This window comes from Corynebacterium sp. HMSC11D10, from assembly GCF_001806995.1.
Taxonomy (GTDB): Bacteria; Actinomycetota; Actinomycetes; order Mycobacteriales; family Mycobacteriaceae; genus Corynebacterium; species Corynebacterium coyleae.
In genome coordinates, this window is sequence record NZ_KV787086.1 from 1 (window position 1) to 22,753 (window position 22,753).

The following is a 22,753-nucleotide window of genomic DNA, read 5'->3' on the forward strand; positions in this document are numbered from 1 at the left end:
GCAAGCGTTACACCACACTAAGGGACGCAACCGTGATATAACACGGTTTATCAAACGGAGCCATTTCTTTGAAATGTGCAACGACGACACTGGAACCTTCGAATGGCATGACTTCGACCGTTGGACGGACTGGCGGAGTGAGCTTCTCGCAAAATGAATTTAGAGAGTCTTGAGTTTTCCGGGAATCGAAGTTGGGAACCGGGGTGAAACCCGATTCTTCGTCGATTCCAAAAATGATGATTCCGCCGTCTTTGTTAGAAAAAGCACTGAGTGTTTCCAACATGTTTTTGCCGGCGCCGGATTTAACTTCTACGTGCTGCTGTTCAGTACCGATTATGCGGAGTTTGTCTAGCAGCTGAGCAAGATCGACCGGCAACATGCCACCAACTTACCAATCAACTTCCCATGTTGGTAAGTAGTTGGGAAGTTGATTGGTAAGTTGCCTGCGACCTCAGTTAGCGCAGGCCCGGGAACTGGATTCCCAACTTCGGTGCGAAAGCCGCCGCGATACCGACCACTGCGAGCACGGCGGCGATCACGCCGACCACGATGCCAGCGGTGGAAGAGCCGTCCTCCTTGGCTGGCTGGTTTGCCGGCTTCGTCGGGAACGCAACCGTGGTGTTGCCTTCGCCGAGGCAAGCTTCCTCAGCGTCCGCGTTGGCGTTGAGGAAGACGTTCATTCCCTCGAAGTACTTGCCAGCGGAGGTTTTCTCGAAGGTGGAGTAGAATTTTTCCATCTGCGCCTCGTTGCCAAGGACATCGGTGAGACCAAGCAAGAGAGCTAGCAGGCCGCCAACGAAGTTGCCTTCGATATCGCCCTCTTTCTTCCTCGCTTCGACGTAGTAATTATCCCAGTCTGTTTCCTCGGATTCGGTGCCGCCGGCGAGGTTCTGCCCATAGGCAGCTCGCGCGCGCAGCTGCAGATAAAACTTCGCGGTCGACTCATTCATACCTGCCATACCCAGTCGGTTCAGGTACGAGTCCTTGTTCAGGGCGTCGAATGCTGCGTCGAAGGCATCGACAGTCTTGTGGCCGGTGAGTGGTTGCTTGTTGGCGTCGACGAAGTCATTGCCAACGGGACGAGCGGACGGGTATGCGGCTTCGAGCGACAGGTTGATGTCGCGTGCAAACGTCGAGTCGAGTCGGCTTGCCACGTCCTGTTCCATCGATGTCAGGAAATCCTTCTCCGCCGCGGTGAAGGTCACCTTGCATTTGTTTTGGTTGAGGGGGCCGATCTGCGCTGCCTGCGCAGGCGTGACAGCGGAAAAGGCCGCAGCGGTGGCAGTAGCAAGAGCAAGGAAGCGCGACGTTTTCATGGAAATCTCCTGGGAACGGGGTGGGGACTTCCGTAAGTATAAGCGGGATTCACCCCCTCAGCTGGGCTATCGCATGGCGACGTAGAGCGCGAGTGCCGCCCGCCAGTTCGTCGGCGCGAACCCGGTGGCCTTGATCTTGTCCAGCGACAGAGTGGATTCGCGGGGGCGCACGGCGGCGTCGAGGCCGTACTCCTCGGTGGTGACGGGGTGGACGTCGGCGGGGTTGCCGCCCATGGCGATGTAGACGGCCATGGCGATTTCGTCGCGGCCGACGGTGTCGCCGTCGGAGGTGATGTTGTACACGCCGTATTCGGCACCGGTGCGAAGCAGGTGCGCGATGCCTTTGGCCAGGTCGTCGGCGGAGGTGGGGCGCCCGCGCTGGTCGGATACCACCTTCGGCGTGGCGCCCTTTTCGGCGAGTTGGGCCATGGTTTCCATGAAGTTGGCGCCGTCGCCGAAGACCCAGGAGGTGCGCACGACGTAGTGTTTGCGGGCGGTTTGGGCGGCGGTGTCGCCGGCGGCTTTGGAGGCTCCGTAGGCGGACAGCGGCGAGGGCACTTCGGCCTCATCGTGGACCTCGACTGTGCCGTCGAAGATGTAGTCGGAGGAGACGTGGACGAAGGTGAGGTCGTGCTCGTCGGCAAGTCTGGCGAGCGCGGCGGGGGCGGCGGCGTTGGTCGCCCAGGCTGCGGCGCGGTCGGTTTCGGCGCCGTTGACGTCGTTGTATGCGGCGCAGTTGACCACGGCCCAGTACTCGGACCAGTCCAGCTCGGGTGGCGCGGTGATGTCGAACTTGTCGCGGCCGACGAACACTGCCTCGTCGTCGGACCAGATCGCACGCAGCGCGCGGCCTAACTGCCCGTTGGCGCCGGTGACCAGGATGCGGCGGGGTGGCAGTGGGGTGGCGTCGGCAAGCATGGGGTGTGCTTGGTCGGCGGCGGAGAGTTCGGTGGGTTCGAGCGGCCAGTCGATCTCGCGGTAGGAGCAGTACGCACCGCCGGGGCTGTAGCGCTGGTTGACCAGGTAGATGTAGGTGGTGTCGTCCTCCAAAGCCTGGAAGCCGTTGGCTACGCCGCGGGGGACGAACACGGCGGTGTCGGGGCCGATTTCGCAGGTGAACGTTTCGCCGTAGGTTTCGGAGCCGGCGCGCATGTCTACCCACGCGCCGAAGACGCGTCCGGTGGCGACGGAGACCCATTTGTCCCAGGGTTCTGCGTGCATACCGCGGGTGGCGCCGCGTCGGGCGTTGTAGCTCACGTTTTGTTGCCGCGGTACGAGTGCTTGGCCGGCCCAGTTTTCTTTGAACCAGCCGCGGTTGTCTTCGTGCAGTGTGAGGTCGTGGATTTCAAGTCCTGCGATCATTACTGTCCCCTTTGCGCATATTGCTTCTCGACGACACCCTTACCGTCCTCCCACCACCGACGATTCTCTCGGTACCAGTCGATGGTGTCGCGCAGGCCGGTGTCGAAGTCGTGCTTGGGTGTCCAGCCGAGTTCGTTGCGGAGTTTGGTGGCGTCCATGGTGTAACGCTGGTCGTGGCCGGGCCGGTCGGCGACGTGTTCGTAGGTGCCGCCCATGATTTCGCAGATTGTTTCGATGACCTGCTTGTTTGTGGTGTGTGGCTGGTTTGCGCCGATATTATAGGTTTCGCCGAGCCGGCCGTGCTCGAGGATGGTGAGGACGGCGTCGTTGTGGTCGTCGACGTGGATCCAGTCACGCACCTGGGCTCCGGTGCCGTAGAGCTTCGCGGGTTGGCCGCACAGGATGTTGGTGATCTGGCGGGGGATGAACTTTTCTACGTGCTGGTAGGGGCCGTAGTTGTTGGAGCAGTTCGAGATGGTCGCTTTGATGCCGAAGGAGCGCACCCATGCGCGCACGAGGTGGTCGGAGCCAGCTTTGGTGGCGGAGTAGGGCGACGACGGGTTGTAGGGGGTGGTTTCGGTGAATGCGTCGTTGCCGCCGAGTTCGAGGTCGCCAAAGACTTCGTCGGTGGAGATGTGGTGCAGGCGCTTATCAAACTTGCGCACGGCTTCCAGCAGGGTGAAGGTGCCCACCACGTTGGATTGCACGAACGCACTTGGGTCCCGCAGGGAGTTGTCGTTGTGGGATTCTGCCGCGAAGTGGATGACGGCGTCGGTGTGGGACACGAGGTCGTCGATAAGCGATTGCTCGCAAATGTCCCCCTGGACGAACTCGACACCGTCGGGGACGTTGGCGCGGTTGCCGGCGTAGGTGAGTTTGTCCACCACGACGACACGGTAGCGCTGCGCCGCCATGCGTGCGAAGTTCGACCCGATGAAACCGGCGCCGCCGGTGACCAGCAAAGATTCCATATCGCGTTACCTTACAAGGCCCGCGAGGTGCACGAGCGCACCGACAACCGGCCCGACGAACAGGGCGACGGTAACCGAGGTGGCCACGCCCCACGGCGCGATGAAGAGGACCGCGAAGGCGATCAGCGTCGCCGCGACCCAGCCTGCCACGTAAAACGCATGCCGCTCCAGGGCGAGCACCGCCACGCCGGTGATCATGAGCATGCCCATAAACGCCGAGGCGAACGTGAGCAGCCCAAGCGTGAGGCCGGCGACGAACAGTTCCGGTTTGAACGCGAGGCGCAGGATCCATGGGCCGATGAGCCACGCGGCGGCGAAACCGACCACGCCGAGAGCAAGCACCGCGCCGATGGGGGCGGCCAGCGCCTTGTAAATACGGTCGCGGTGTTCCACGAACCGCACCACCAGCGCCGATTGGAAGCGTTGCAGCGGCACGAGCACGGGTGCGCGGGTGAGCATAACGGCATTCGAGATCGCGGCGACGGTCAGGGAGGTCTGCGGGTCGTCGGGAAACGCGGCGCTGACGGCGGTGGGGAAGCCGGTGATCAGCGCTGCGGAGGCGCCTGAGGCGGTCATGGCGGAGAGGACGCGGCGCACGAACGTGGCGCGGTCCACGTCCAAGGCGACGCGCACCGGGTCGACGGCAAGGATGACCACCCAGCTCAGGGCGCCGATAACGGTGATGATGAGGAACTCGCGAAGCCCACCGCCGAGCAGCAGCGTGAGCACGGCGAGGACCAGGCGCGCGCCGGAGTCCAACGCCACGAGTGCGGCGTAGCGCTCCCACAGTCCCGCACCCGACAGCACGCCGGAGAGCACCGATTGGAACGCGTAAGACAGCAGGCCGAACGCCAGCAGCGCGGTGGCCAGCGTCGGGTCGGAGGGCACGATCGTGCCCATGCCGAACAGGCCGAACACCGCCACGAGCGCCAGCGCCACCCCGCCGATGACCGCACCCATGCGCCACGGGTTGGCGTTGCCGCGAGTGCCGTCCTCGCGGGCGGCGGCGACGGCGCGGGTGGTTTCGTGGGTGATGCCGTCCACGATCCCGGCGCAGGCGAAGAACAGCCCCCAGTAGGCCAGGAAGTACCGGTAGCCGGTTTCTACGTCCAGCGCCCAGCCGGCGACCCAGACGACGACCAGCCCGCTGATGGCGGCGAACACTGTCGCCAGCGAGAGGTGTTTCACAGGCACTCCGGCAGTTCGGCGCGCTGCACCCATGCCTCCAGGATTGGGGCAATGTCGGCACCGTTGCGGGCAAAGGCGTCAATGAGCGTTTGCGTATCGACGATCCCGTCCGCGTTCGCAGCCACATAATCGCGCACCGTGTTGAAGAAGACTGGGTCGCCGACGCTTCGTCGTAAAGCATGCAGCGTGATCGCGCCGCGTTTGTACACGCGGTCGTCGAACATGTCGCGCGGGCCCGGATCCGCCAGGGTAAACCGCATGGGGGTGAGTTTGTTGTAGTGGGTGCGCACGGAGTCGTCGATAGGCATCTGTCCTGCGTGATCCGCCCACAGCCACTCGGCGTAGCAGGCGAAACCTTCGTTGAGCCAGATGTCGCGCCAGTGGCCGATGCCGAGCGAGTTGCCGAACCATTGGTGCGCCAACTCGTGCGCGATCAGCCGCTCGTTGCGGCGCAGGTGGTTGATGCCGAAGATGGACAGGCCCTGCGCCTCGAGCGGGATTTCCAGCGCCTCCTCGTGCACGACTACCTGGTAGTTCTCAAACGGGTACGGCCCGAAGACGGTTTCAAAGTAGTCCAGCATCGCCTGCTGTTTGTTTAGGTCGCCGGGTTGCGCGCCGGGCAGCCATGCGACGACGTTGCGGCCGAGCTCCACGCGTTGGAACTGGCCGACCTGCACCGTGGCCAGGTACGTCGGCATCGGGTGCGCGGTGGTGTTGGTTACGGCGACGTAGTCGCGGTCGGTGCGCACGTTAAACGTGTAGGTCGCCTTCTCGTCGGGGGTGTCGTTGCAGGGGAACCAGGTGGGCGCGCCGTTGGGCTGGTTGGCGGTCAGCGCGCCGTTGTCCAGTTCCTCCCAGCCGAGTTCACCCCACGCGGTGCGTCGCGGGCGGGGGTTGCCGCCGTAGCGGATGGTGAGGGTGAATTCGGTGTGGGCCGGGAGGTCGTCGTGAAGCGAGATGCGCAATTTTCCACCCGACTGGCGGAAGCGCTTGATGCCACTGCTTATCGACGACTCCACGCGCCGAACCGCAAGCCCCTCCGCCACATCCAACGTCAGGTGGTGCAGGGCTTCGGTGGTGGTCAGCGTCAACGTTGCGGTGGCGTTGAGCCGGTTGGGTCCGACGATGTAGTCGAAATCCAGGTCGTAATGCGTGACGTGGAACCCACGGTTGGGTTCCACGCCCGTGTAGTTGTCGCTGCGGCGTTTCATCGCCTGCGAAGTCTAGTCCAGCGCGTGCTTACACCCCGAGTGCCGGTGCGATAGTGGTGCGCCAGGCCTTGTCCAGGTCGTCGCGCCAGTACGGCCAGGAGTGGGTGCCCACGTTGCGCAGCTCGAAGTGCGCCGGGATGTTCAACCCGTCGAGCTTTGCCTTGAGGTCGTGGGTGCAGGTGTTGATCGCAGCCTCGATCACGCCGCCTTCTACCTGCAGCGTTGCCGCGCCGATGTGTGCGATCGGGTCCGGTGCGCCGAGGCCGATGAGGTAGCTGACCTGGTCGCTGCGCCCCGCCAGGCCGGTGCCCGCGGAGACGTAGAGCTTCAGGCCGCGCAGTTTCTCGGCGTTGAGCAGGGCGTCGTTCCAGCGGTTGTACGGTCCGCCCATTGGGCCCCACATCATCTCCGGGGTGACGGTTTTGAAGTCCTGGGTGGCCGACGCGCGGTTCACGGTGATGCGGGCGAAGTTGTAGCCGGCTGGCGAGGACGTCGCCGCGCAGCCGGAGAACGACGCCGCCGCCTTGTACATGCCCGGGTTGTGTTGCGGCAGGACGAGCGCCGAGGTGCCCGACATGGAGAACCCGGCGATCGCTCGGTTGTTATTTGCACCGAGGGTGCGCTCAATCGGACCAGGCAGTTCCTTGGTCAGGAACGTCTCCCACTTCTGTGGGCCGTTGAGGTAGCGGGAGCGCACGGTTGGGGCGACCCAGTCGGTGTAGTACGAAAAAGCGCCAGCCTGCGGGATGACCACGTTGACACCCTTGCCGGCGAAGTAGTCCTTGGTGGTGTGCAGGTGGATCCAGTCCTGGTCCTGCTCCGCACCGCCTGCGCCGTTGAGCAGGTAGAGCGTCGGCGCGCCCTGGACGCGCTGGCCGGCCGGGTTGGTGGCGGGGATGACGGCAACCGGGATGTCACGGTTCATCGACGGGGAGAACACGTTGTAGGACAGGACCGTTTTGTGGTCGACCTGCTTCACCCAGGACTGCGGCTTGCCGGTGTGGATGACAGTCGGCGGGTTTGCCGTGGCGTCCCACGCCTTGACCACGCCAACCGGCTGCGCCACCGCGGGAGTCGTACCGCATGCGAGGGCGACGGCGGTGAGTGCTGCGAGCGCAGCTTTCTTCAAGGTCTTCATGAGGCGGGTCCCCGTTTCTGTAACGAAAGTGTGTTGCCTGACGACATTCGAAGCGTCATTGTACGGTACATACGTTAAACCTGTGGCTATTGTTACAGATGTTCCACGTTTTGAAAGGAAAGCGACATGAACCCGATCGAATCCGTCCAGCTGCAGATCAACGAGGTCCTCGGCCAGCTCATCCACTTCGGCTCCTCGACGTCCTCCACGATCGCCTACGGCCTGGGCATGTTCTAAAAGCTAGAAAAAGAGGCACCCTGTGGCAGGGTGCCTCTTTTTTGTTGCCTGTTTTTTACAGGCGCGGTTACAGACCCAGTTACAGGCCGAGTTACAGGCCGAGCGCCGACTTGAACACGGTCTCGTAGGAGCGCTTCAGGTCGTCGCGCCACACCGGCCAGGAGTGGGTGCCAACCGGGCGCAGCTCAGCGTGAGCGACCTCCGCACCGTTGGCACGCGCCTTGACCAGGAAGTCGTGGGTGCAGGCGTTCATCGCGGCCTCGATCGCGCCACCTTCGACCAGGAGGGTCGCGGCGTTCGCGGAACCCTTCACAAACGCGTCGGAGGAGTCCAAGCCCTTATCTTCGAGGCGCTTCCGCAACGTGCCCGGCATGTCGGTCTCCGCTGCGAGGCCGGTGCCGGTGGAGATGTACACCTTCGTGTCAGTGCCCGCCAGGGCTGGTGCGTTGACTAGGGCATCGTAGCGGCGGTTGTAGTCCGAACCCATCGGGCCGAAGATGTACTCAGGCGTCATGACACCCGGTGCAGCACGGTCCACCGTGAGGTTGATGAAGAAGCTCGGCAGCGGACGCGACGTTGCCGGGCAGCCGGAGAACGAGCCGACGGCCTTAAACATGTTCGGGTTGTGCTCAGCGAGCAGCAGCGACGAGGTGGCGGACATAGACATGCCGATCACGCCACGGCGGTTCGGGTCAGCCTTGATGTACGGCTCGATGGTCTGCGGCAGTTCCTTGGCCAGGAACGTCGACCACATCTGCTTGCCCTTGTAAAACACGTTCTTCTCCGTCGGCGGCTCTGCAGCCCAGTCGACGTAGTACGAGAACGCGCCCTCCATCGGGATGACCACGTTCGCGCCCGAGCGACCGTAGACCTCGTGGACTTCCTCGAGTGCCTGGGAAACCCAGTCGGTGTCCTGCTCGGAGCCACCAGCGCCGTTAAGTAGGTAAACCGTCGGGGCGTTCTCGACCGTTTCACCCTTGTCGTTGGTGGCGTAGAACACCGCGACCGGGATGTAACGGCCCATCGATTCCGAGTACACGCGCAGCGCTTCGTTCTTCCACACGTGCTGGTTGTCGGCCAGACGCTTGACCCAGCGCTGGTCCGCGCCGCTCATCGTCTTCGGCACCTCGCCGAGTTCCTTGATCGCCGGGTGCTGCTGCATATCCTCACCCATCGGGTTCAGCTTCGCCGCATCCTCCGAAAGCACCGTGGCGTCCGCATCCGCGTCAGCGGCTGAGTCGTCCTTGGCGTCCGCGTCGTCCTTCGAGGTGAGGTCCTCGTTGGTCGTGTCCTTGCTGGAGCCCTCCGGTACCAGCTCGGACGTGGTGGGGGTGGGCTCGTTCGAAGTTGGGGTTTCGGACGTTGCCGACGTTGTCGACTTCTCTGTCGGCTCGGTCGGGGTGGTCGTCTCCGAGGTGGTGGTCTCAGGCAGTGTTGTATTCACTGTCGACTGGGCAGCGCTGAGGACGGCGGGGGTGTCGTCGTCAAGCGAAGATGCGTAATGGACAACGGGAACGGCACCTGCTGTAACAAGGGCGACAGCGGCTACGGCGATGGCCGGACGCGTGAGTTTCACGGAACTGTGCTCGCTTTCCTAAAGACTTGGGGAGATCCTCCGCCACATTTTGCCAGAAGGGGACGTACCATATGCATCGTGAGTAAAGAACATTTTGACGTTGTTGTCCTCGGCGCGGGCCCCGGTGGCTACGTCGCCGCCATCCGTGCAGCTCAGCTGGGTAAGAAAGTTGCTGTCATTGAGAAGCAGTACTGGGGCGGAGTCTGCCTCAACGTAGGCTGCATCCCATCCAAGGCGCTTATCAAGAACGCTGAAGTCGCCTCCATCTTCAACCACGAAGCAAAAACTTTCGGCATCAAGGGTGACGTGGAGTTCGACTACACCGACGCCCACAAGCGCTCCCGCCAGGTCTCCCAGAAGATCGTCGGCGGTGTGCACTACCTGATGAAGAAGAACAAGATCCAGGAAATCAACGGCCTGGGCTCCTTCAAGGACGCCAAGACCATCGAGATCACCGAAGGTGACGACAAGGGCAAGACCGTCACTTTCGACGACTGCATCATCGCCACCGGCGCCGTCGTGCGCACCCTGCCGGGCATCGAACTGTCCGAGAACGTCGTCTCCTACGAAGAGCAGATCCTCAACCCTGAGGCTCCGGAGAAGATGGTCATCGTCGGCGCAGGCGCCATCGGCATGGAGTTCGCCTACGTGCTGTCCAACTACGGCGTTGACGTCACCGTCATCGAGTACCAGGACCGCGTCCTGCCGAACGAAGACAAGGACGTATCCAAGGAGATCGCCAAGGCCTACAAGAAGCTTGGCGTGAAGCTGCTCACCGGCCACGCCACCACCGAGGTGCGCGACAACGGCGACACCGTCGAGGTCGACGTAAAGAAGAACGGCTCCGACAAGACCGAGACCCTCAAGGCTGACCGCGTGATGATCTCCGTCGGCTTCGCCCCGCGCACCGAGGGCTACGGCCTGGAGAACACCGGCGTCGAGCTCACCGACCGTGGCGCCATTGCTATCGACGAGCGCATGCGCACCAACGTCGATCACATCTACGCCATCGGCGACGTCACCGCGAAGCTCCAGCTCGCCCACGTCGCAGAGGCGCAGGGCATCATCGCTGCCGAGACCATCGCGGGTGCAGAGACCCTCGAAATCGAGGACTACATGATGACCCCGCGCGCCACCTTCTGTAACCCGCAGGTTGCATCCATGGGTTACACCGAGGAGCAGGCCAAGGAGAAGTGGCCGGACCGCGACATCAAGGTCGCTACCTTCCCGTTCACCGCAAACGGCAAGGCAGTCGGCCTGGCTGAGACCGCAGGCTTTGGCAAGCTCGTTGCCGACGCGGAGTTCGGCGAGATCCTCGGCGCCCACCTCGTTGGCGCGAACGTTTCCGAGCTCCTGCCGGAGGTTGTGCTTGCACAGCGCTTCGATCTGACCGCCGGTGAGATCGCTCGCTCCATTCACATCCACCCGACCCTGTCTGAGGTGCTCAAGGAAGTTGCCCACGGCGTCGAAGGCCACATGATCAACCTCTAGTTGATCGCCGCATAAAAAGGGGCGCGACCGCACAGGTCGCGCCCCTTTTTTATGTTGTGGTGCGGATCGTCTAGCTGCCACTAGACGATCCGCACCATATTGAACATGGGTTGCGTTATCACCTGGGAAAACGCGGGCGAGGTGCGTTGATCGTCTGGTTGTGCTGCCAAGGAAGCTAGACGATCAGCAAAAGCAGAACGCGGCGCCCCGGTTGGCGGGGTGCCGCGTGGGGTCGTCGAAAAGCGAGTGCTTATGCGCCTGCGACTGCTGCTGCGAGCTTGTCCAGGGACTTAGCCAGGAAGTCGTCGTTGAACTTCTCGGTCATGCCCAGCAGGTTCTCCTCCAGCTCATCGCGCTGGTAGGTGAGCTTCACGGTGGTGTTGTCGGCGTCGATCGGCTCGAGCTCGTAGAGCCACTTCGCGCCAACCTTCACCTGGGCGGTGGTGTTTTCCACGTTCTTCCAGCCGATGATGCGGTCCGGCTGGATGGCGAAGACCTCGTTGACGGTCTGGTAGTCGCCGTCCTCCTTGGTCATGTTCATAGTGAACGTGTCGCCGACTGCCTTGAGGCGCTCGGCCTGGTCGGCGGAGACAACCATGCCGGAGTCGTCGGTCTCGGCGTGGCGCTCGGGGTTGGACAGGATGTCGAAGATCGCGGCCGCAGGGGCATCAATCTGACGGGTTGCAGAGTTCTCGGTGTTCTTGTCAATAGCCATGGGGGCCAGCGTACCGATTTCGCCCGGAGCTGGCAGTTAGGTGAAACTAACCAACCAAAGATTGACACTTAACGGGGTGAGGATTGTTGGCTATCCACCATCAATGCCTCGCGGTGAGGAAGGTCACAAAGTGCGGTGCGTACTGGGGAGAGGGGTCAAGTGTCGGTTGAAACTTGGGAAAAACATGGATCGGCCTGCAATTCAGGTGTGTGTAACCGGCGCGATTCTCATAGAGTATTAGCGACACTGGAGGTGCCATGACTGTACAAAACGCAGACCGTGAAGCCATTCGTCACGGAAAAATTACTGAAAAGCCGCTGCGCGAGCGGCCGTCCTACCCAACATGGGCCATCAAGCTGACCATGGCCATCACCGGCCTCATCTTCGGTCTTTTCGTGCTTGGCCACATGGTGGGCAACCTGAAGATCTTTATGCCGCTGCACGCCGACGGCTCCGCGCCGATCGACGACTACGGCGAGTTCCTCCGCACGATCGGCGAGCCGCTGTTCCCGCGTGAGGGCTTCCTGTGGATTATTCGCATCGTGCTGCTCGCCTGCCTGGTGCTGCACGTTTGGGGAGCATTCGCCCTGCACGGCCGTTCGAAGAAGTCCCGCGGTCGCTTCAAGCGCACGGGCCTGATGGGTGGCTGGCAGTCCACCGCGACCCGCGCAATGCTGGTCACGGGTGTCATCCTGCTGCTGTTCATCGTGTTCCACATCCTGGACCTCACCATGGGTGTTGCTGTGGCTTCCGACGAGTTCGTCCACGGCGCAGTCCGCAACAACCTGCTGGCTACCTTTGGCCCAGGTCGTTGGTGGGTCACCCTGGTTTACGTTGTCGCGAACCTGGCACTGCTGCTGCACCTGACCCACGGCATCTACCTCGCTGTGTCTGACCTTGGCTGGTTGGGCAAGCGCGGTGAGGGCCTCATGGTCGTGCTCGCGTACATCCTTCCGTTCATCGTCGTCGCCGGAAACGTCATCATGCCGATCGCTCTTGCGGCCGGCTGGGTCCCGGACTTCGTTCGGTAATGGCCAAATAGGAGAAACAATATGACTACCTCTATTTCCTCGAATCAGGGTTCGCACGGCGAGCAGGCCTCCACCGAGACGCCGGCTGCTGGCCAGGCCCAGGCACAGGCGTTCCGTCAGCCGGAGTCGGCTGCTGCTGGTGTCACCCCGGGTGAGATCCTGCAGTCCAACGAGCCAAACCGCGACGAAGTGCGCATGAAGGACATGTGGGAGTTCCAGAAGGACCACATGAACCTGGTGTCGCCGCTGAACCGTCGTAAGTTCACCGTCCTCGTTGTTGGTACCGGCCTGTCCGGTGGCGCAGCTGCTGCGGCACTTGGCGAGCTCGGCTACAACGTCAAGTCCTTCACCTACCACGATGCTCCGCGTCGTGCGCACTCCATTGCTGCACAGGGTGGCGTCAACTCCGCCCGCGGCAAGAAGGTGGATAACGACGGTGCTTACCGCCACGTCAAGGACACCGTGAAGGGCGGCGACTACCGCTGCCGCGAGTCCGACTGCTGGCGCCTGGCTGTCGAGTCGGTCCGCGTGATCGACCACATGAACGCCATTGGCGCTCCGTTCGCTCGTGAGTACGGCGGCACCCTGGCCACCCGTTCGTTCGGTGGTGTGCAGGTCTCCCGTACCTACTACACCCGTGGCCAAACAGGCCAGCAGCTGCAGCTGTCCACCGCTTCGGCTTTGCAGCGCCAGATCCACCTGGGCAACGTTGAGATCTTCACTCACCACGACCTGATGGATCTGATCATCACCGAGAAGGACGGCAAGAAGCACTGCTCCGGCATTGTGACCCGTAACCTGATCAACGGTGAGATCACGCCGTTCACCGGCCACGCAGTCATCCTGGCTACCGGCGGTTACGGCAACGTGTACCACAAGACCACGCTGGCGAAGAACTCCAACTCTTCCGCCATGATGCGTGCGTACGAGCGTGGTGCCTACCTGGCGTCCCCGTGCTTCGTCCAGTTCCACCCGACCGGTCTTCCGGTCAACGCGAAGTGGCAGGCAAAGACCACGCTGATGTCGGAGTCGCTGCGTAACGACGGCCGCATTTGGACCCCGAAGGAAAAGGGCGACGACCGCGACCCGAACACCATTCCGGAAGACGAGCGTGACTACTTCCTGGAGCGTCGCTACCCGGCCTTCGGCAACCTGGTGCCGCGTGACGTTGCGTCCCGTGCGATCTCCCAGCAGCTCAATGCCGGCTACGGTGTTGGCCCGCTGCACAACTCCGCATACCTGGACTTCTCCGACGCGATTGAGCGCCTCGGCGAGGACACCATCCGTGAGCGTTACTCGAACCTGTTCGAGATGTACGAGGACTCCACTGGCGACGACCCGTACAAGGCTCCGATGCGTATTGCACCGACCGTCCACTTCACCATGGGCGGCCTGTGGACCGACTTCAACGAGATGACCTCCATCGACGGCCTGTTCGCCGCCGGTGAGTGCTCCTGGACCTACCACGGTGCAAACCGTCTGGGTGCTAACTCGCTGCTGTCCGCATCCGTCGACGGCTGGTTCACCCTGCCGTTCACCGTCCCGAACTACCTGGCAAACCACCTCGGTGAGGAGAAGCTCTCCGAGGACTCCCAGGAAGCCAAGGACGTTGTTGCTGAGGTGGAGGAGCGCATCGCGCGCATCATGTCCATCCGTGGCCCGGAGCCGCACGGCCCGGAGCACTTCCACGAGCAGCTCGGCGACATCCTCTACGAGCACTGCGGCGTTGCCCGTACCGTGGAGGGCCTGGAAGAGGGCATCCGTAAGATCCGTGCACTGCGCGAGGACTTCTGGACCAACATCTCCATCCCGGGTACCGCGGATGACATGAACCAGACCCTCGAGGCTGCGCTGCGCCTGGTTGACTACATCAACCTCGGCGAGCTCATGTGCATCGACGCTCTTGACCGCGACGAGTCCTGCGGTGCTCACTACCGTATGGATCACCTCACCGATGACGGCGAGGCAGAGCGTGACGACGACAACTGGTGCTTCGTCTCCGCGTGGGAGCCGGCCGGCGAAGGCCAGTTCATCCGCCACGCTGAACCCCTGTACTTCGATTCGATCCCGCTGATGGCAAGGAACTACAAGTAATGAAACTGACACTTGAAATCTGGCGCCAGGCTGGTCCTGACACTGAGGGCAGCTTCGAGACCGTCCAGGTCGACGACGCTGTGGAGCAGATGTCCATCCTGGAGCTGCTCGACCACGTCAACAACAACTACGTCGAAGAGGGCAAAGAACCGTTCGTGTTCGCCTCTGACTGCCGCGAAGGCATTTGCGGCACCTGTGGCGTACTGGTCAACGGTCGCCCGCACGGTGCTGGCCAGAATACGACGGCCTGCCTGCAGCGCCTGTTTAACTACAACGACGGCGACACGCTCAAGATTGAGCCGTTCCGCTCCGGTGCATTCCCGGTGATCAAGGACCTGACTGTGGACCGTTCCGCTCTGGACCGCGTCATGCAGCAAGGTGGCTACGTTTCGGTCAACGCCGGTACCGCTCCGGATGCTGACACGCTGGCTGTGAACCACAAGGACGCAGAGACCGCGCTTGACTACGCAGCCTGCATCGGTTGTGGCGCTTGTGTGGCTGCCTGCCCGAACGGTGCTGCGCACCTGTTCACTGGCGCGAAGCTCAAGCACCTGAAGCTGCTGCCGCTGGGCAAGATGGAGCGCGGCCGCCGTGCCCGCAACATGGTTGATGAGCTGGAGACGAACTTCGGCCACTGCTCGCTGTACGGCGAGTGTGCTGATGTTTGCCCGGCCGGTATCCCGCTTGATGCAGTCGGTGCGATCAACGCTGAGCGTGCCCGTGCTGCCTTCAAGGGTGGCGACGACTAGATCTGCCGTATACTCCGAGGTATTGGAGTCCTGGTAGAACCAGCAGTAGTAGAAGGAAACATCATCATGGGTTCTCATGCAGTTGCAGATATCCACAGCGAGTCTTTCCCTGAGTACCAGAGCAGGATCGAGGACACGTACATCGAGGGCTACGACCCGGTATCCCTGGGTGCGCCGCACTCGTCCCTGAACCGCAACTTCACCTGGGTTGCGATGGGTCTGCTCCTGTCCGCACTGTTCGGTGTTGGCCTGGCAGTGTGGGGCTGGGGTGCGATGGTCTACGGCTTTGGCTCGCAGACTCACGGCCTGGCAGAGCGTCTGCTCATCCTGGGCGTCGCTGAAGCAGTGATCACCACGGTGCTCGCCTTCATCTTCATCGGCCTTGGCCGGAAGGATTACAAGGAGTACCGCAAGCGCACTGGCCGCGTGAACTAACGCGCTGGAAGCTTTTGCCCTCTTCGTTTCGGCGAAGGGGGCATTTTTCGTGCCCATGTCGGCCGGGCTGCTTTAATCGGGGGCATGACTGATCAGTTGATGCCAAGCCCAACCAATGAGACGGAGCGGCGCCGCGTCCTGCGAAACCACAAGATCGCGGTGACAAGTTTGCTTGGGGTTGCTGCGGTGATCTTCCTTGCGTGCTCGTGGGCGCAATCCCAAGGCGCAACGGCGGCGTGGATTGGTTACGTGCGTGCTGCGGCGGAGGCCGGCATGGTGGGTGGTTTGGCCGACTGGTTTGCGGTGACGGCGTTGTTTAAGCACCCGATGGGGATTCCGATTCCGCACACGGCGATCATCCCGAACAAGAAGGATCAGGTTGCGGGGGCGCTGAGCGACTTTGTCAGCGAGAACTTCCTGAATGCGCGCACGATTACGCAGAAGGTGATGGATGCGGGCATCCCGGAGCGGGTAGGCACGTGGATGGCGCAGCCAGCGAACGCGGAGCGTGTCAGCGAAGAGGTTGGCACGTTCGTGGTGCGCATGGTTGAGGGCATCGATCCGAAGGAGGCGGAGCGGTTTATCGATTCGCAGGTGATCGACCGCTTTGCGGAGCCGATTTGGGGCCCGCCGCTGGGCCGTGCGCTGGAGGGGTTGATTGCGGATGGCAAGGTGGAGCCGGTGGTGGATGACATGGTGGCGTGGGGTCGTCGCAAAGTAAATGGCATGGAGGACACGGTCGTTTCACTTATCGACGAACGTATGCCCCGCTGGGCACCCCAATTCGCTAAAGACCTCGTGGGGCAGCGCGTGTACGACGAGTTGGTGTCGTTCATGGCGGACGTGGACGCGGACCCGCAGCACGAGGCGCGGCGGGCGCTGCGCCGACAGATCAACGACTTCGCGCAGGACCTGCAGTTTGATGGGGAGATGATCTCGCGCGTGGAGGCGTTGAAGGGCGACATTATGGCGTCGAACGCGGTGCGTTCGGCGTCGGCGGGGATGTGGGCGCAGTTGTCCACAGCGTTGGTGGAGGCGGCCTCGGATCCGTCGAGCACGCTGCGCAGGAAGATCGCGGATGCGTCGATGGAATGGGGCACCAAGCTTCGCGACGACCCCACAGTCCGCGCCGATGCCGAAGCACGCCTGGAAAAGATCACCCACTACGCGGCTGAGAACGGCGCGGAACAGATCGTGGGCATCATCGCGGAGACGATCGAGCGTTGGGATGGGGAGGAAGCAGCGGAGAAGATCGAGCTGATGGTGGGCCGTGACCTGCAGTTCATTCGTCTGAACGGCACTGTGGTCGGTGCACTGGCCGGTTTGGTTATTTACACTGTGACACAGCTCTTGTTCTTTTAGATGAAAGGTAAAGCTATGGCTGACAACAATGGCGAGATCCGCAACAACCTCCGCGACGCTGGCGAGGCCCTGCTGCTGGCAGGTTCTTCCCTCGGTGCGGCGCTGGGCAAGGTAGCCGGCGAGCTCTCTGAGCGTTTCCAATCCACGTCCGATGAGGCTCGCACGAACTTGAACGCGGCGACGTCGGAGGGTGACGTGCGCAACGTGGCCAACAACTTCGTCGACGAGGCGGAGAAGCTCTTTAACTCCCTGCGTGAGCGTGATCTGCAGATCTCCGACGACCTCAAGGAGACTGTGACTACGAAGGTAAATGAGGTGCGCGCTGCGCTCAACGAGCGTCTGGATAAGGCTCTTGACGGGGTCGACGACAAGGGTGTTATGAGCGATATCCGCTCGCGTTTCGACGGCCTGGTGGAGCGCCTCCAAGACCAGTTCACCAACACCACCGGTGACGGCGATATTATCGACGGCGAGATTCTGGAGACGGACGAAACCGACTCCAACAACACCGCTAACTAGAAGGTTGGGATATGGATACCGCGGCTCTTGAGCAGATCCAGTTCATCACGACGCTCCCGTCACGCGCGAGCTTCCTCATGCTCTTCGCGGTCGGCATCGCAGGCCTTGTGGCTGCCGGGCTCGTGGCGACGACCCGCCCCGACGCGTTCGAAGCAGCAGGCCGCCAGTCCAAGGGCGCCTGGATTGGCATCCTGGCGCTGTCTGCGGTGGCGTGCATGCTCGGCCTGCCGTTCATCGCATGGTTTGGCGCGGTGGCGATCGGTATCTACTACTTCGACATCCGCCCCCAGATCAAAAACATTCTGGAGGGCAACGGCGGCTGGTAACACCGCCCGCGCCGCCGCAGCGCCGCCGCAGCGGCACCGCTTAACCCTGCTGGGTCGTGAACCCGGCGGGGTTTTCTTGCATCATCTGCAGTTCGTTGAAGTTCACGTCGGTGCCCACCATGGAGACTTGGAGGCCGCCGTCGATGACGCGGAAGTCGTCGATACGCATGGTGCTGTTGGCTTCCTGGGCCATGCCGTTGGACAGGGCGCCGCTGATGGCGTCGGCGACACCGTCGGGCAGGTCGAAGCCGAACAGCGAGGTGTTCTCGGCCTCGAGCGCGAGTTGGCCGTCACGCATGGAGGGGCGCAGATCGATGCCTGCGACACCGCCGCTGAACTCGACGGTGAAGGTACCGGCCTCGGGGTTCGCGGTGACGTCGCTGACGTTGATGAAGTTGGCCAGGAATCCGGCGTCCTCGCCCATCTGCTGCTCCAACTGCTGGTTGAGCATGGCGCGGACGTAGTCGGTGGGCAGATCGGAGGTCAGGTGGAGGGTTTCGGCGACCGGGTCGCCACCTGCGATGTGGACGTTGTCCATCTCCACGACGGCGGCGGGCGCGCCGGTGAAGGTGTTGCCGTCCACAACCAGGGTGGAGTCCTGGTCGATTTTCATGTGGGGGAACTTTCCACCCAGCAGGCCGAGTGTGACTGGCTTCGGGCCGAAGGACACCGAGGTGCCTTCCGGGGCTTCGGACGTGACCTGGTGGGACACGAACGCGCGGATGCCTCCTTCCGCAACGGCGAACAGGAGGAGTACTCCGACGATGATGGAGAGGGTGACTTTCCAGGCTTTGGTCATGCGGGCCAGTTTAGGAACTTGGAGCGATGGCGTTCCACTCGACGGTCACGGAATTGTCGGAAAAGCGGCGCCGCTGGGGCGTGATCGGCCATTTTGCGGCCAGGTCGTCGAGGGCGTGGCGCCAGCGCACGCGGGGGCCGTGGGGTTCCCATCCGGCGGCGTGTTCCCAGGCGGTGTCGGCGTCGGTAAGAAATGCGTGGATGGCCTCGCCGGGCACATTGCGGTGGATCAGCGCTTTGGGGAGGCGCTCCGCCACCTCTGAGGGGGTTGCGGTGTGGAAGGGATCCCAGGAGAGGGTTAAGGAGACGGGGCCGGTGTCGTCGAGAAGCAACCATGCGCAACGGCGTCCGATTTCATCGCAGGTGCCTTCGACGAACAGGCCGCCCGGCGCAAGGCGTGAGCAGACGGTGTCCCACACGTCGGGGACTTGGTCGACGTCGTATTGGCGCAGCACGTTGAAGGCGCGCACGAGGTGGGGGCGGTAGCCAGCAAGTTCGAAGCCGCCGAGCTCGAAACGCACGCCGTCGCGGGGCGGCAGGACGCGCTCCGGGTCGATCTCCAGGCCCACGACCTCGATGTCGGGGCGGATCTGGCGCAGCCACCCGGCCCATTCGACGGTGGTGGCGTGGGAGGCGCCGTAGCCCACATCCACGGCCAGCGGGTCGGGTACGGCTCGCAACAGGGACTGGACCCGCGGGTGAAAGCGGGTCCAGCGATCAGATCTGCGCAGACGATTAAACCCGGTCGTGCCGCGGGTGATCACCCCGTAGGGTTTGCCCGCCGCACCCGGGTTATCGGCGCGGAGATTGTGATAGTGGGGGATTAGAGGTTCTCGCTAATCCACTGGTCGGTGAGCTTCGCTTCGTTTTCCACGATCTCCTCGAGTGCCTCGGCGACCTTCGGCTCGAGGGCAGCGCCCATAAACGGGATGTTGACCTTGGCTTCGAGCTCGTAGTCGAGCTTGGTGTTGTCGCCGTCGCGGGTTGCTGTGTATTCGGCGCCGAGGTCCACCGGGGTGCCCTTGACGTCGCCGGTCATGGTGTGCTTGGCGGTGTCGCCGTCGAGCGCGCCTACGGTGACGACGCGCTTGAGCTTCAGGTCCTGGGACACCATCGCCTGTGCTGCCGGCGGGAGGATAGAGGTCGGCAGAATCTCAAAGAGGGTTGCGGTGTTGTCCGCGAACTCGTTGAGCTCGCCCGGTTCCGGGGAGAGTTTCTCTGCGATGAACTCCCAGTATTCGCGCGTGGCGTAGGCTTGCGCGACCTTTTCGATCGGCTGGTTGATGGTCACAGTGATCTCACTACGTGCAGTCATGGGTCACAGACTACCGTTGTTGGCGTGTCAACCCCATCATTTGCCTCTCTGACCACGTTGCGCGTCGGCGGTTCGCCGGCCGAGATCATCGAGTGCACCAGCGCCGAAGCACTCGCCGAGACCGTTGCGCGCCTTGATCGCGCCGGTTCGCCGCTGCTTGTTGTCGGCGGCGGTTCCAACCTGCTTGTTGCGGAAGGTGCGCTCGATCTGACTGCTGTGTTGGTGCGCAACGAGGGCATCTCGCTTATCGACGACACCACGCTGCGCATCCAAGCCGGCACCGTCTGGGACGACGTGGTTGCCTTTGCTGTCGACCATGGCCTCGGTGGTATCGAAGCCTTGTCGGGCATTCCGGGTTCCGCTGGTGCGACCCCGGTGCAAAACGTCGGCGCGTATGGCTCCGAGATCTCGGACGTGCTGACCCGCGTGCGCCTCTACAACCGCGAGACGGGTGCCGACGAGTGGGTGCCCGCCGAGTCACTGGATCTGGCGTACCGCTACTCCAACCTGAAGTTCACCTCGCGAGCTGTGGTGCTGGAGATCGAGCTAGCGCTAGAGAAGACCGACCAGTCGATCCCGCTGCGCCACCTGGGCGGGGAGCGTGTGTCGCTGGCGGAGGCCCGCTCATCCGTGCTGGAGACTCGCCGGGCGAAGGGCATGGTGCTCGACGCCGGCGACCACGACACGTGGTCCGCGGGCTCGTTTTTCACCAACCCGGTCGTGCCCACCGCGCTGGCGGATGAGATCGAGGCCAAGGTCGGCGAAGACCACATGCCACGCTTTGCCGCTGGTGAGGGCCAAGAGAAGTTGTCTGCAGCGTGGCTGATCGAGCGCGCCGGCTGCCCCCGCGGATTCCCCGGCGAGGACGCGCCCGCGCGCCTGTCCACCAAGCACACCCTCGCCCTGACGAACCGGGGTAACGCCACGGCGGACGACATCGTGGTGTTGGCGCGCCGGGTGCAGGGGGTCGTCGACAAGCAATTCGGCGTTGAGCTGCACCCCGAGCCGGTCTGGGTGGGCCTCTAGCGCGAACCCCCCGCCGCACGCACACATGGTGAGAACCAAACGGGGAGAACGCCAAAATTTTGCCGAGCTCACCATTTGGTTCTCACCATCTGTGGGGCGGAGCGGCGGATGGCCGCCGTGAGACCAACAAAGCAGCGCGGGTGTCCGGACCGAGCCTTTAGCGCTGCTCGAGCTTGGACAGCAGGTCCTCGCGGACCTCGCGGCGGCGTAGCTTGCCCATCTGGTCCTTGGCCAGCTCCTCGAAGTGGTAGAAGGTGCGCGGCACCTTGTAACGGGTGAGGTTCTCGCGGGCGAAGTCCTTCAGGCCGTCGGGGTCGAGGGCGGCGCCGTCGCGAAGCACGACGCAGGCGACAACATCCTCCGAACCGTCGGAGCGTGGACGTCCCACGACGGCGACATCCTCGACGTCCTTGTGGGTGCGGATGACCTCCTCAACCTCCGCAGGGTAGACGTTGAACCCGCCGGTGATGATGAGCTCCTTGATGCGGGAGACGAGCTTGATAAAGCCGTCCTCCTCCATCACACCCATGTCGCCGGTGCGGAACCAACCGTTGTGGAAGACCTTCTCGGTGGCCTCAGGGTTGTTGAAGTAGCCGGAGAACACCTGCGGGCCCTTCGCCAGGATTTCGCCGTCCTCGCCGTAGGGCATGTCCTTGTCCAGGTTGTCCGGGTCGACGATGCGGATCTCGGTGTCGGGGAAGGGGATGCCAATGTAGCCGGGGCGACGGTCCGCGGTCTGCGGGTTGCCCACGATGATCGGCGACGTCTCGGTCAGGCCGTAGCCTTCGACCAGGCGACCGCCGGTGGCGCGCTCCCAGCCCTCGATAATCTCCTTCGGCAGCGACGACGCTCCCGAGAAGCCAATCTGGACCGGGGACAGGTCGATGTTCTTCTTCTCCGCAGCCTGCAGGATGCGCTCAAACAAGGTGGGCACACCTGGGATGAACGTCGGCGGGGTCTTCTTGATCGCCTTCATCACAAGAGGCATCTGCGGGGCTGGCAGGAGCACAAGTTCTGAGCCGATCAGCATGGTCAACGTCAACGAGAACGTCAGGCCGTAGGCGTGGAAGAACGGCAGGGCCGCCAGCATGCGCTGGTTGCCCTCTTGGAGTTCCTTTACCCACGCCTGGCCTTGCAGCGGGTTGGCAACCAGGTTCGCGTGTGACAGTGCCGCGCCCTTCGGCGCGCCGGTCGTGCCGGAGGTGTACAGGATCACCGCGGGGCTTTCCGGAGTGATCTCCGCTGGGGGTTCCAGGTCAGTGCCCAGCCCACCGATGGCGGAGCTGGTCAATGACTCCCATGGCACCGTGTTGCTGCACGGGCCGGTGAGCGCTGCGCGGGCCTCCATCACCTTCGGCAGCGGCAGGCGCAGCGCGAGTTGTTGGGCGCGTGGCATGGCCTTGATCATGTTCACGCTGACCACGGTTTCCAGCGGGGTGTCGGCGCGCAGCTGCTCGAGCGTGTCGGCGGCCTTGTCCCACACGATTGCCACACGGGCGCCGTGGTTCTTGAATTGCGGGCGCAGCTCGTGGGCGGTGTAGAGCGGGTTGTGCTCGACGACAACACCGCCGATCTTCTGCACAGCAAAGAAGGCGGCGACGTGCTGCGGGCAGTTCGGCAGCATGATCGCCACGCGGTCACCCGGGCGAACGCCAAAGGCTTTCAGACCTGCGGCGGCGCGGCGCACCTCGCGATCGAGCTCGCTAAACGTCTGGGTGCGGCCGAAGAACCTGGTGGCGGTGTTGTTGCCGTTGGCGGCCAGGTTGTCGTCGTAAAGATCGTTCAGCGTGCGGTTGCCGTACTCCAGCGAGTGGGCGGTCCACTCGGGGTAGTACTGCAGCCAGGGGGCGTCTCCATTGGTTAGGGAGGGTGAAGTCATGGTGACCACCCTAC

22 protein-coding genes are annotated in these 22,753 nt (G+C 63.0%); 9 read left to right on the forward strand and 13 right to left on the reverse strand.

Going from position 1 to position 22,753, the window contains the following annotated elements; all coding sequences use genetic code 11:
• Window positions 1–7 precede the first annotated feature (7 nt).
• The 8 genes from HMPREF3120_RS10320 to HMPREF3120_RS10355 form a co-directional block, all read right to left on the reverse strand.
• Window positions 8–379, reverse strand: coding sequence for an AlbA family DNA-binding domain-containing protein (locus HMPREF3120_RS10320; protein ID WP_070453138.1), 372 nt, complete (start codon window positions 377–379; stop codon window positions 8–10).
• Between the two features lie 76 nt (window positions 380–455).
• The gene (locus HMPREF3120_RS10325) at window positions 456–1,316 is read right to left on the reverse strand and encodes a hypothetical protein (RefSeq protein WP_070453142.1); all 861 of its coding nucleotides are present in this window, start codon (window positions 1,314–1,316) and stop codon (window positions 456–458) included.
• Between the two features lie 66 nt (window positions 1,317–1,382).
• Complete coding sequence (locus HMPREF3120_RS10330) at window positions 1,383–2,678, reverse strand: sugar nucleotide-binding protein (protein WP_070453144.1); 1,296 nt, start codon at window positions 2,676–2,678, stop codon at window positions 1,383–1,385.
• Window positions 2,678–3,649 carry a dTDP-glucose 4,6-dehydratase gene (gene rfbB / locus HMPREF3120_RS10335; protein ID WP_070453147.1) on the reverse strand — a complete coding sequence of 324 codons (972 nt, stop codon included), beginning with the start codon at window positions 3,647–3,649 and terminating at the stop codon, window positions 2,678–2,680. Before rfbB ends, HMPREF3120_RS10330 begins: the two co-directional genes overlap by 1 nt.
• 6 nt (window positions 3,650–3,655) lie before the next feature.
• Window positions 3,656–4,837, reverse strand: coding sequence for a polysaccharide biosynthesis protein (locus HMPREF3120_RS10340; RefSeq protein ID WP_070453150.1), 1,182 nt, complete (start codon window positions 4,835–4,837; stop codon window positions 3,656–3,658).
• Window positions 4,834–6,048, reverse strand: coding sequence for a M1 family metallopeptidase (locus HMPREF3120_RS10345; RefSeq protein WP_070453152.1), 1,215 nt, complete (start codon window positions 6,046–6,048; stop codon window positions 4,834–4,836). The genes HMPREF3120_RS10340 and HMPREF3120_RS10345 overlap by 4 nt, the downstream gene beginning before the upstream one ends.
• Window positions 6,049–6,076: 28 nt before the next feature.
• Window positions 6,077–7,186, reverse strand: coding sequence for an alpha/beta hydrolase (locus HMPREF3120_RS10350; protein ID WP_070421517.1), 1,110 nt, complete (start codon window positions 7,184–7,186; stop codon window positions 6,077–6,079).
• A gap of 328 nt (window positions 7,187–7,514) precedes the next feature.
• Entirely contained in the window at window positions 7,515–8,999 is a 1,485-nt protein-coding gene (locus HMPREF3120_RS10355; RefSeq protein WP_141739431.1) for an alpha/beta hydrolase, read from the reverse strand.
• Between the two features lie 78 nt (window positions 9,000–9,077).
• On the opposite strand from HMPREF3120_RS10355, the gene lpdA reads away from it, so the two are divergent.
• Window positions 9,078–10,490 (forward strand): dihydrolipoyl dehydrogenase, encoded by a 1,413-nt coding sequence (gene lpdA / locus HMPREF3120_RS10360; RefSeq protein WP_070453155.1) that lies wholly within the window; start codon window positions 9,078–9,080, stop codon window positions 10,488–10,490.
• Between the two features lie 250 nt (window positions 10,491–10,740).
• Here the strand turns inward: lpdA and HMPREF3120_RS10365 are convergent, their stop codons facing one another.
• On the reverse strand, window positions 10,741–11,205 hold the full coding sequence (locus HMPREF3120_RS10365) for an SRPBCC family protein (RefSeq protein ID WP_070421515.1): 465 nt from the start codon (window positions 11,203–11,205) through the stop codon (window positions 10,741–10,743).
• Window positions 11,206–11,462: 257 nt separating this feature from the next.
• Here HMPREF3120_RS10365 and HMPREF3120_RS10370 point away from each other — a divergent pair, with 257 nt between their 5' ends.
• The 7 genes from HMPREF3120_RS10370 to HMPREF3120_RS10400 all read left to right on the forward strand — a co-directional run bounded on the left by HMPREF3120_RS10370 (window position 11,463) and on the right by HMPREF3120_RS10400 (window position 17,721).
• On the forward strand, window positions 11,463–12,236 hold the full coding sequence (locus tag HMPREF3120_RS10370) for a succinate dehydrogenase cytochrome b subunit (protein ID WP_070421514.1): 774 nt from the start codon (window positions 11,463–11,465) through the stop codon (window positions 12,234–12,236).
• Between the two features lie 21 nt (window positions 12,237–12,257).
• On the forward strand, window positions 12,258–14,330 hold the full coding sequence (locus HMPREF3120_RS10375; protein WP_070453159.1) for a fumarate reductase/succinate dehydrogenase flavoprotein subunit: 2,073 nt from the start codon (window positions 12,258–12,260) through the stop codon (window positions 14,328–14,330).
• Window positions 14,330–15,079 (forward strand): succinate dehydrogenase/fumarate reductase iron-sulfur subunit, encoded by a 750-nt coding sequence (locus HMPREF3120_RS10380; RefSeq protein ID WP_070421512.1) that lies wholly within the window; start codon window positions 14,330–14,332, stop codon window positions 15,077–15,079. The genes HMPREF3120_RS10375 and HMPREF3120_RS10380 overlap by 1 nt, the downstream gene beginning before the upstream one ends.
• 66 nt (window positions 15,080–15,145) lie before the next feature.
• On the forward strand, window positions 15,146–15,514 hold the full coding sequence (locus HMPREF3120_RS10385; protein WP_070421511.1) for a hypothetical protein: 369 nt from the start codon (window positions 15,146–15,148) through the stop codon (window positions 15,512–15,514).
• A gap of 84 nt (window positions 15,515–15,598) precedes the next feature.
• Window positions 15,599–16,876, forward strand: a complete 1,278-nt coding sequence (locus HMPREF3120_RS10390) for a DUF445 domain-containing protein (protein ID WP_246815473.1) — start codon at window positions 15,599–15,601, stop codon at window positions 16,874–16,876.
• 15 nt (window positions 16,877–16,891) lie between these two features.
• Window positions 16,892–17,395, forward strand: a complete 504-nt coding sequence (locus HMPREF3120_RS10395; protein WP_070421509.1) for a CGLAU_01105 family protein — start codon at window positions 16,892–16,894, stop codon at window positions 17,393–17,395.
• Between the two features lie 11 nt (window positions 17,396–17,406).
• Window positions 17,407–17,721: a DUF2516 family protein gene (locus HMPREF3120_RS10400; protein WP_083284891.1), complete on the forward strand. Its 315-nt coding sequence runs from the start codon at window positions 17,407–17,409 to the stop codon at window positions 17,719–17,721.
• Window positions 17,722–17,761: 40 nt separating this feature from the next.
• Here HMPREF3120_RS10400 and HMPREF3120_RS10405 read toward each other — a convergent pair whose 3' ends face one another.
• From HMPREF3120_RS10405 to HMPREF3120_RS10415, 3 genes are read right to left on the reverse strand one after another with little or no spacing between them, the layout of a single operon-like run.
• Window positions 17,762–18,520 carry an LmeA family phospholipid-binding protein gene (locus HMPREF3120_RS10405; protein ID WP_070453162.1) on the reverse strand — a complete coding sequence of 253 codons (759 nt, stop codon included), beginning with the start codon at window positions 18,518–18,520 and terminating at the stop codon, window positions 17,762–17,764.
• Between the two features lie 10 nt (window positions 18,521–18,530).
• Window positions 18,531–19,283, reverse strand: a complete 753-nt coding sequence (locus HMPREF3120_RS10410) for a class I SAM-dependent methyltransferase (RefSeq protein ID WP_371326028.1) — start codon at window positions 19,281–19,283, stop codon at window positions 18,531–18,533.
• Between the two features lie 59 nt (window positions 19,284–19,342).
• Window positions 19,343–19,834 carry a DUF2505 domain-containing protein gene (locus HMPREF3120_RS10415; RefSeq protein ID WP_070453169.1) on the reverse strand — a complete coding sequence of 164 codons (492 nt, stop codon included), beginning with the start codon at window positions 19,832–19,834 and terminating at the stop codon, window positions 19,343–19,345.
• 24 nt (window positions 19,835–19,858) lie between these two features.
• Between HMPREF3120_RS10415 and HMPREF3120_RS10420 the strand changes: the two genes are divergently transcribed.
• Window positions 19,859–20,860, forward strand: coding sequence for a UDP-N-acetylmuramate dehydrogenase (locus HMPREF3120_RS10420; RefSeq protein WP_141739432.1), 1,002 nt, complete (start codon window positions 19,859–19,861; stop codon window positions 20,858–20,860).
• 157 nt (window positions 20,861–21,017) lie between these two features.
• On the opposite strand, the gene HMPREF3120_RS10425 is transcribed toward HMPREF3120_RS10420, so the two are convergent.
• The gene (locus HMPREF3120_RS10425; protein WP_070453201.1) at window positions 21,018–22,739 is read right to left on the reverse strand and encodes a long-chain-fatty-acid--CoA ligase; all 1,722 of its coding nucleotides are present in this window, start codon (window positions 22,737–22,739) and stop codon (window positions 21,018–21,020) included.
• Window positions 22,740–22,753: the final 14 nt, after the last annotated feature.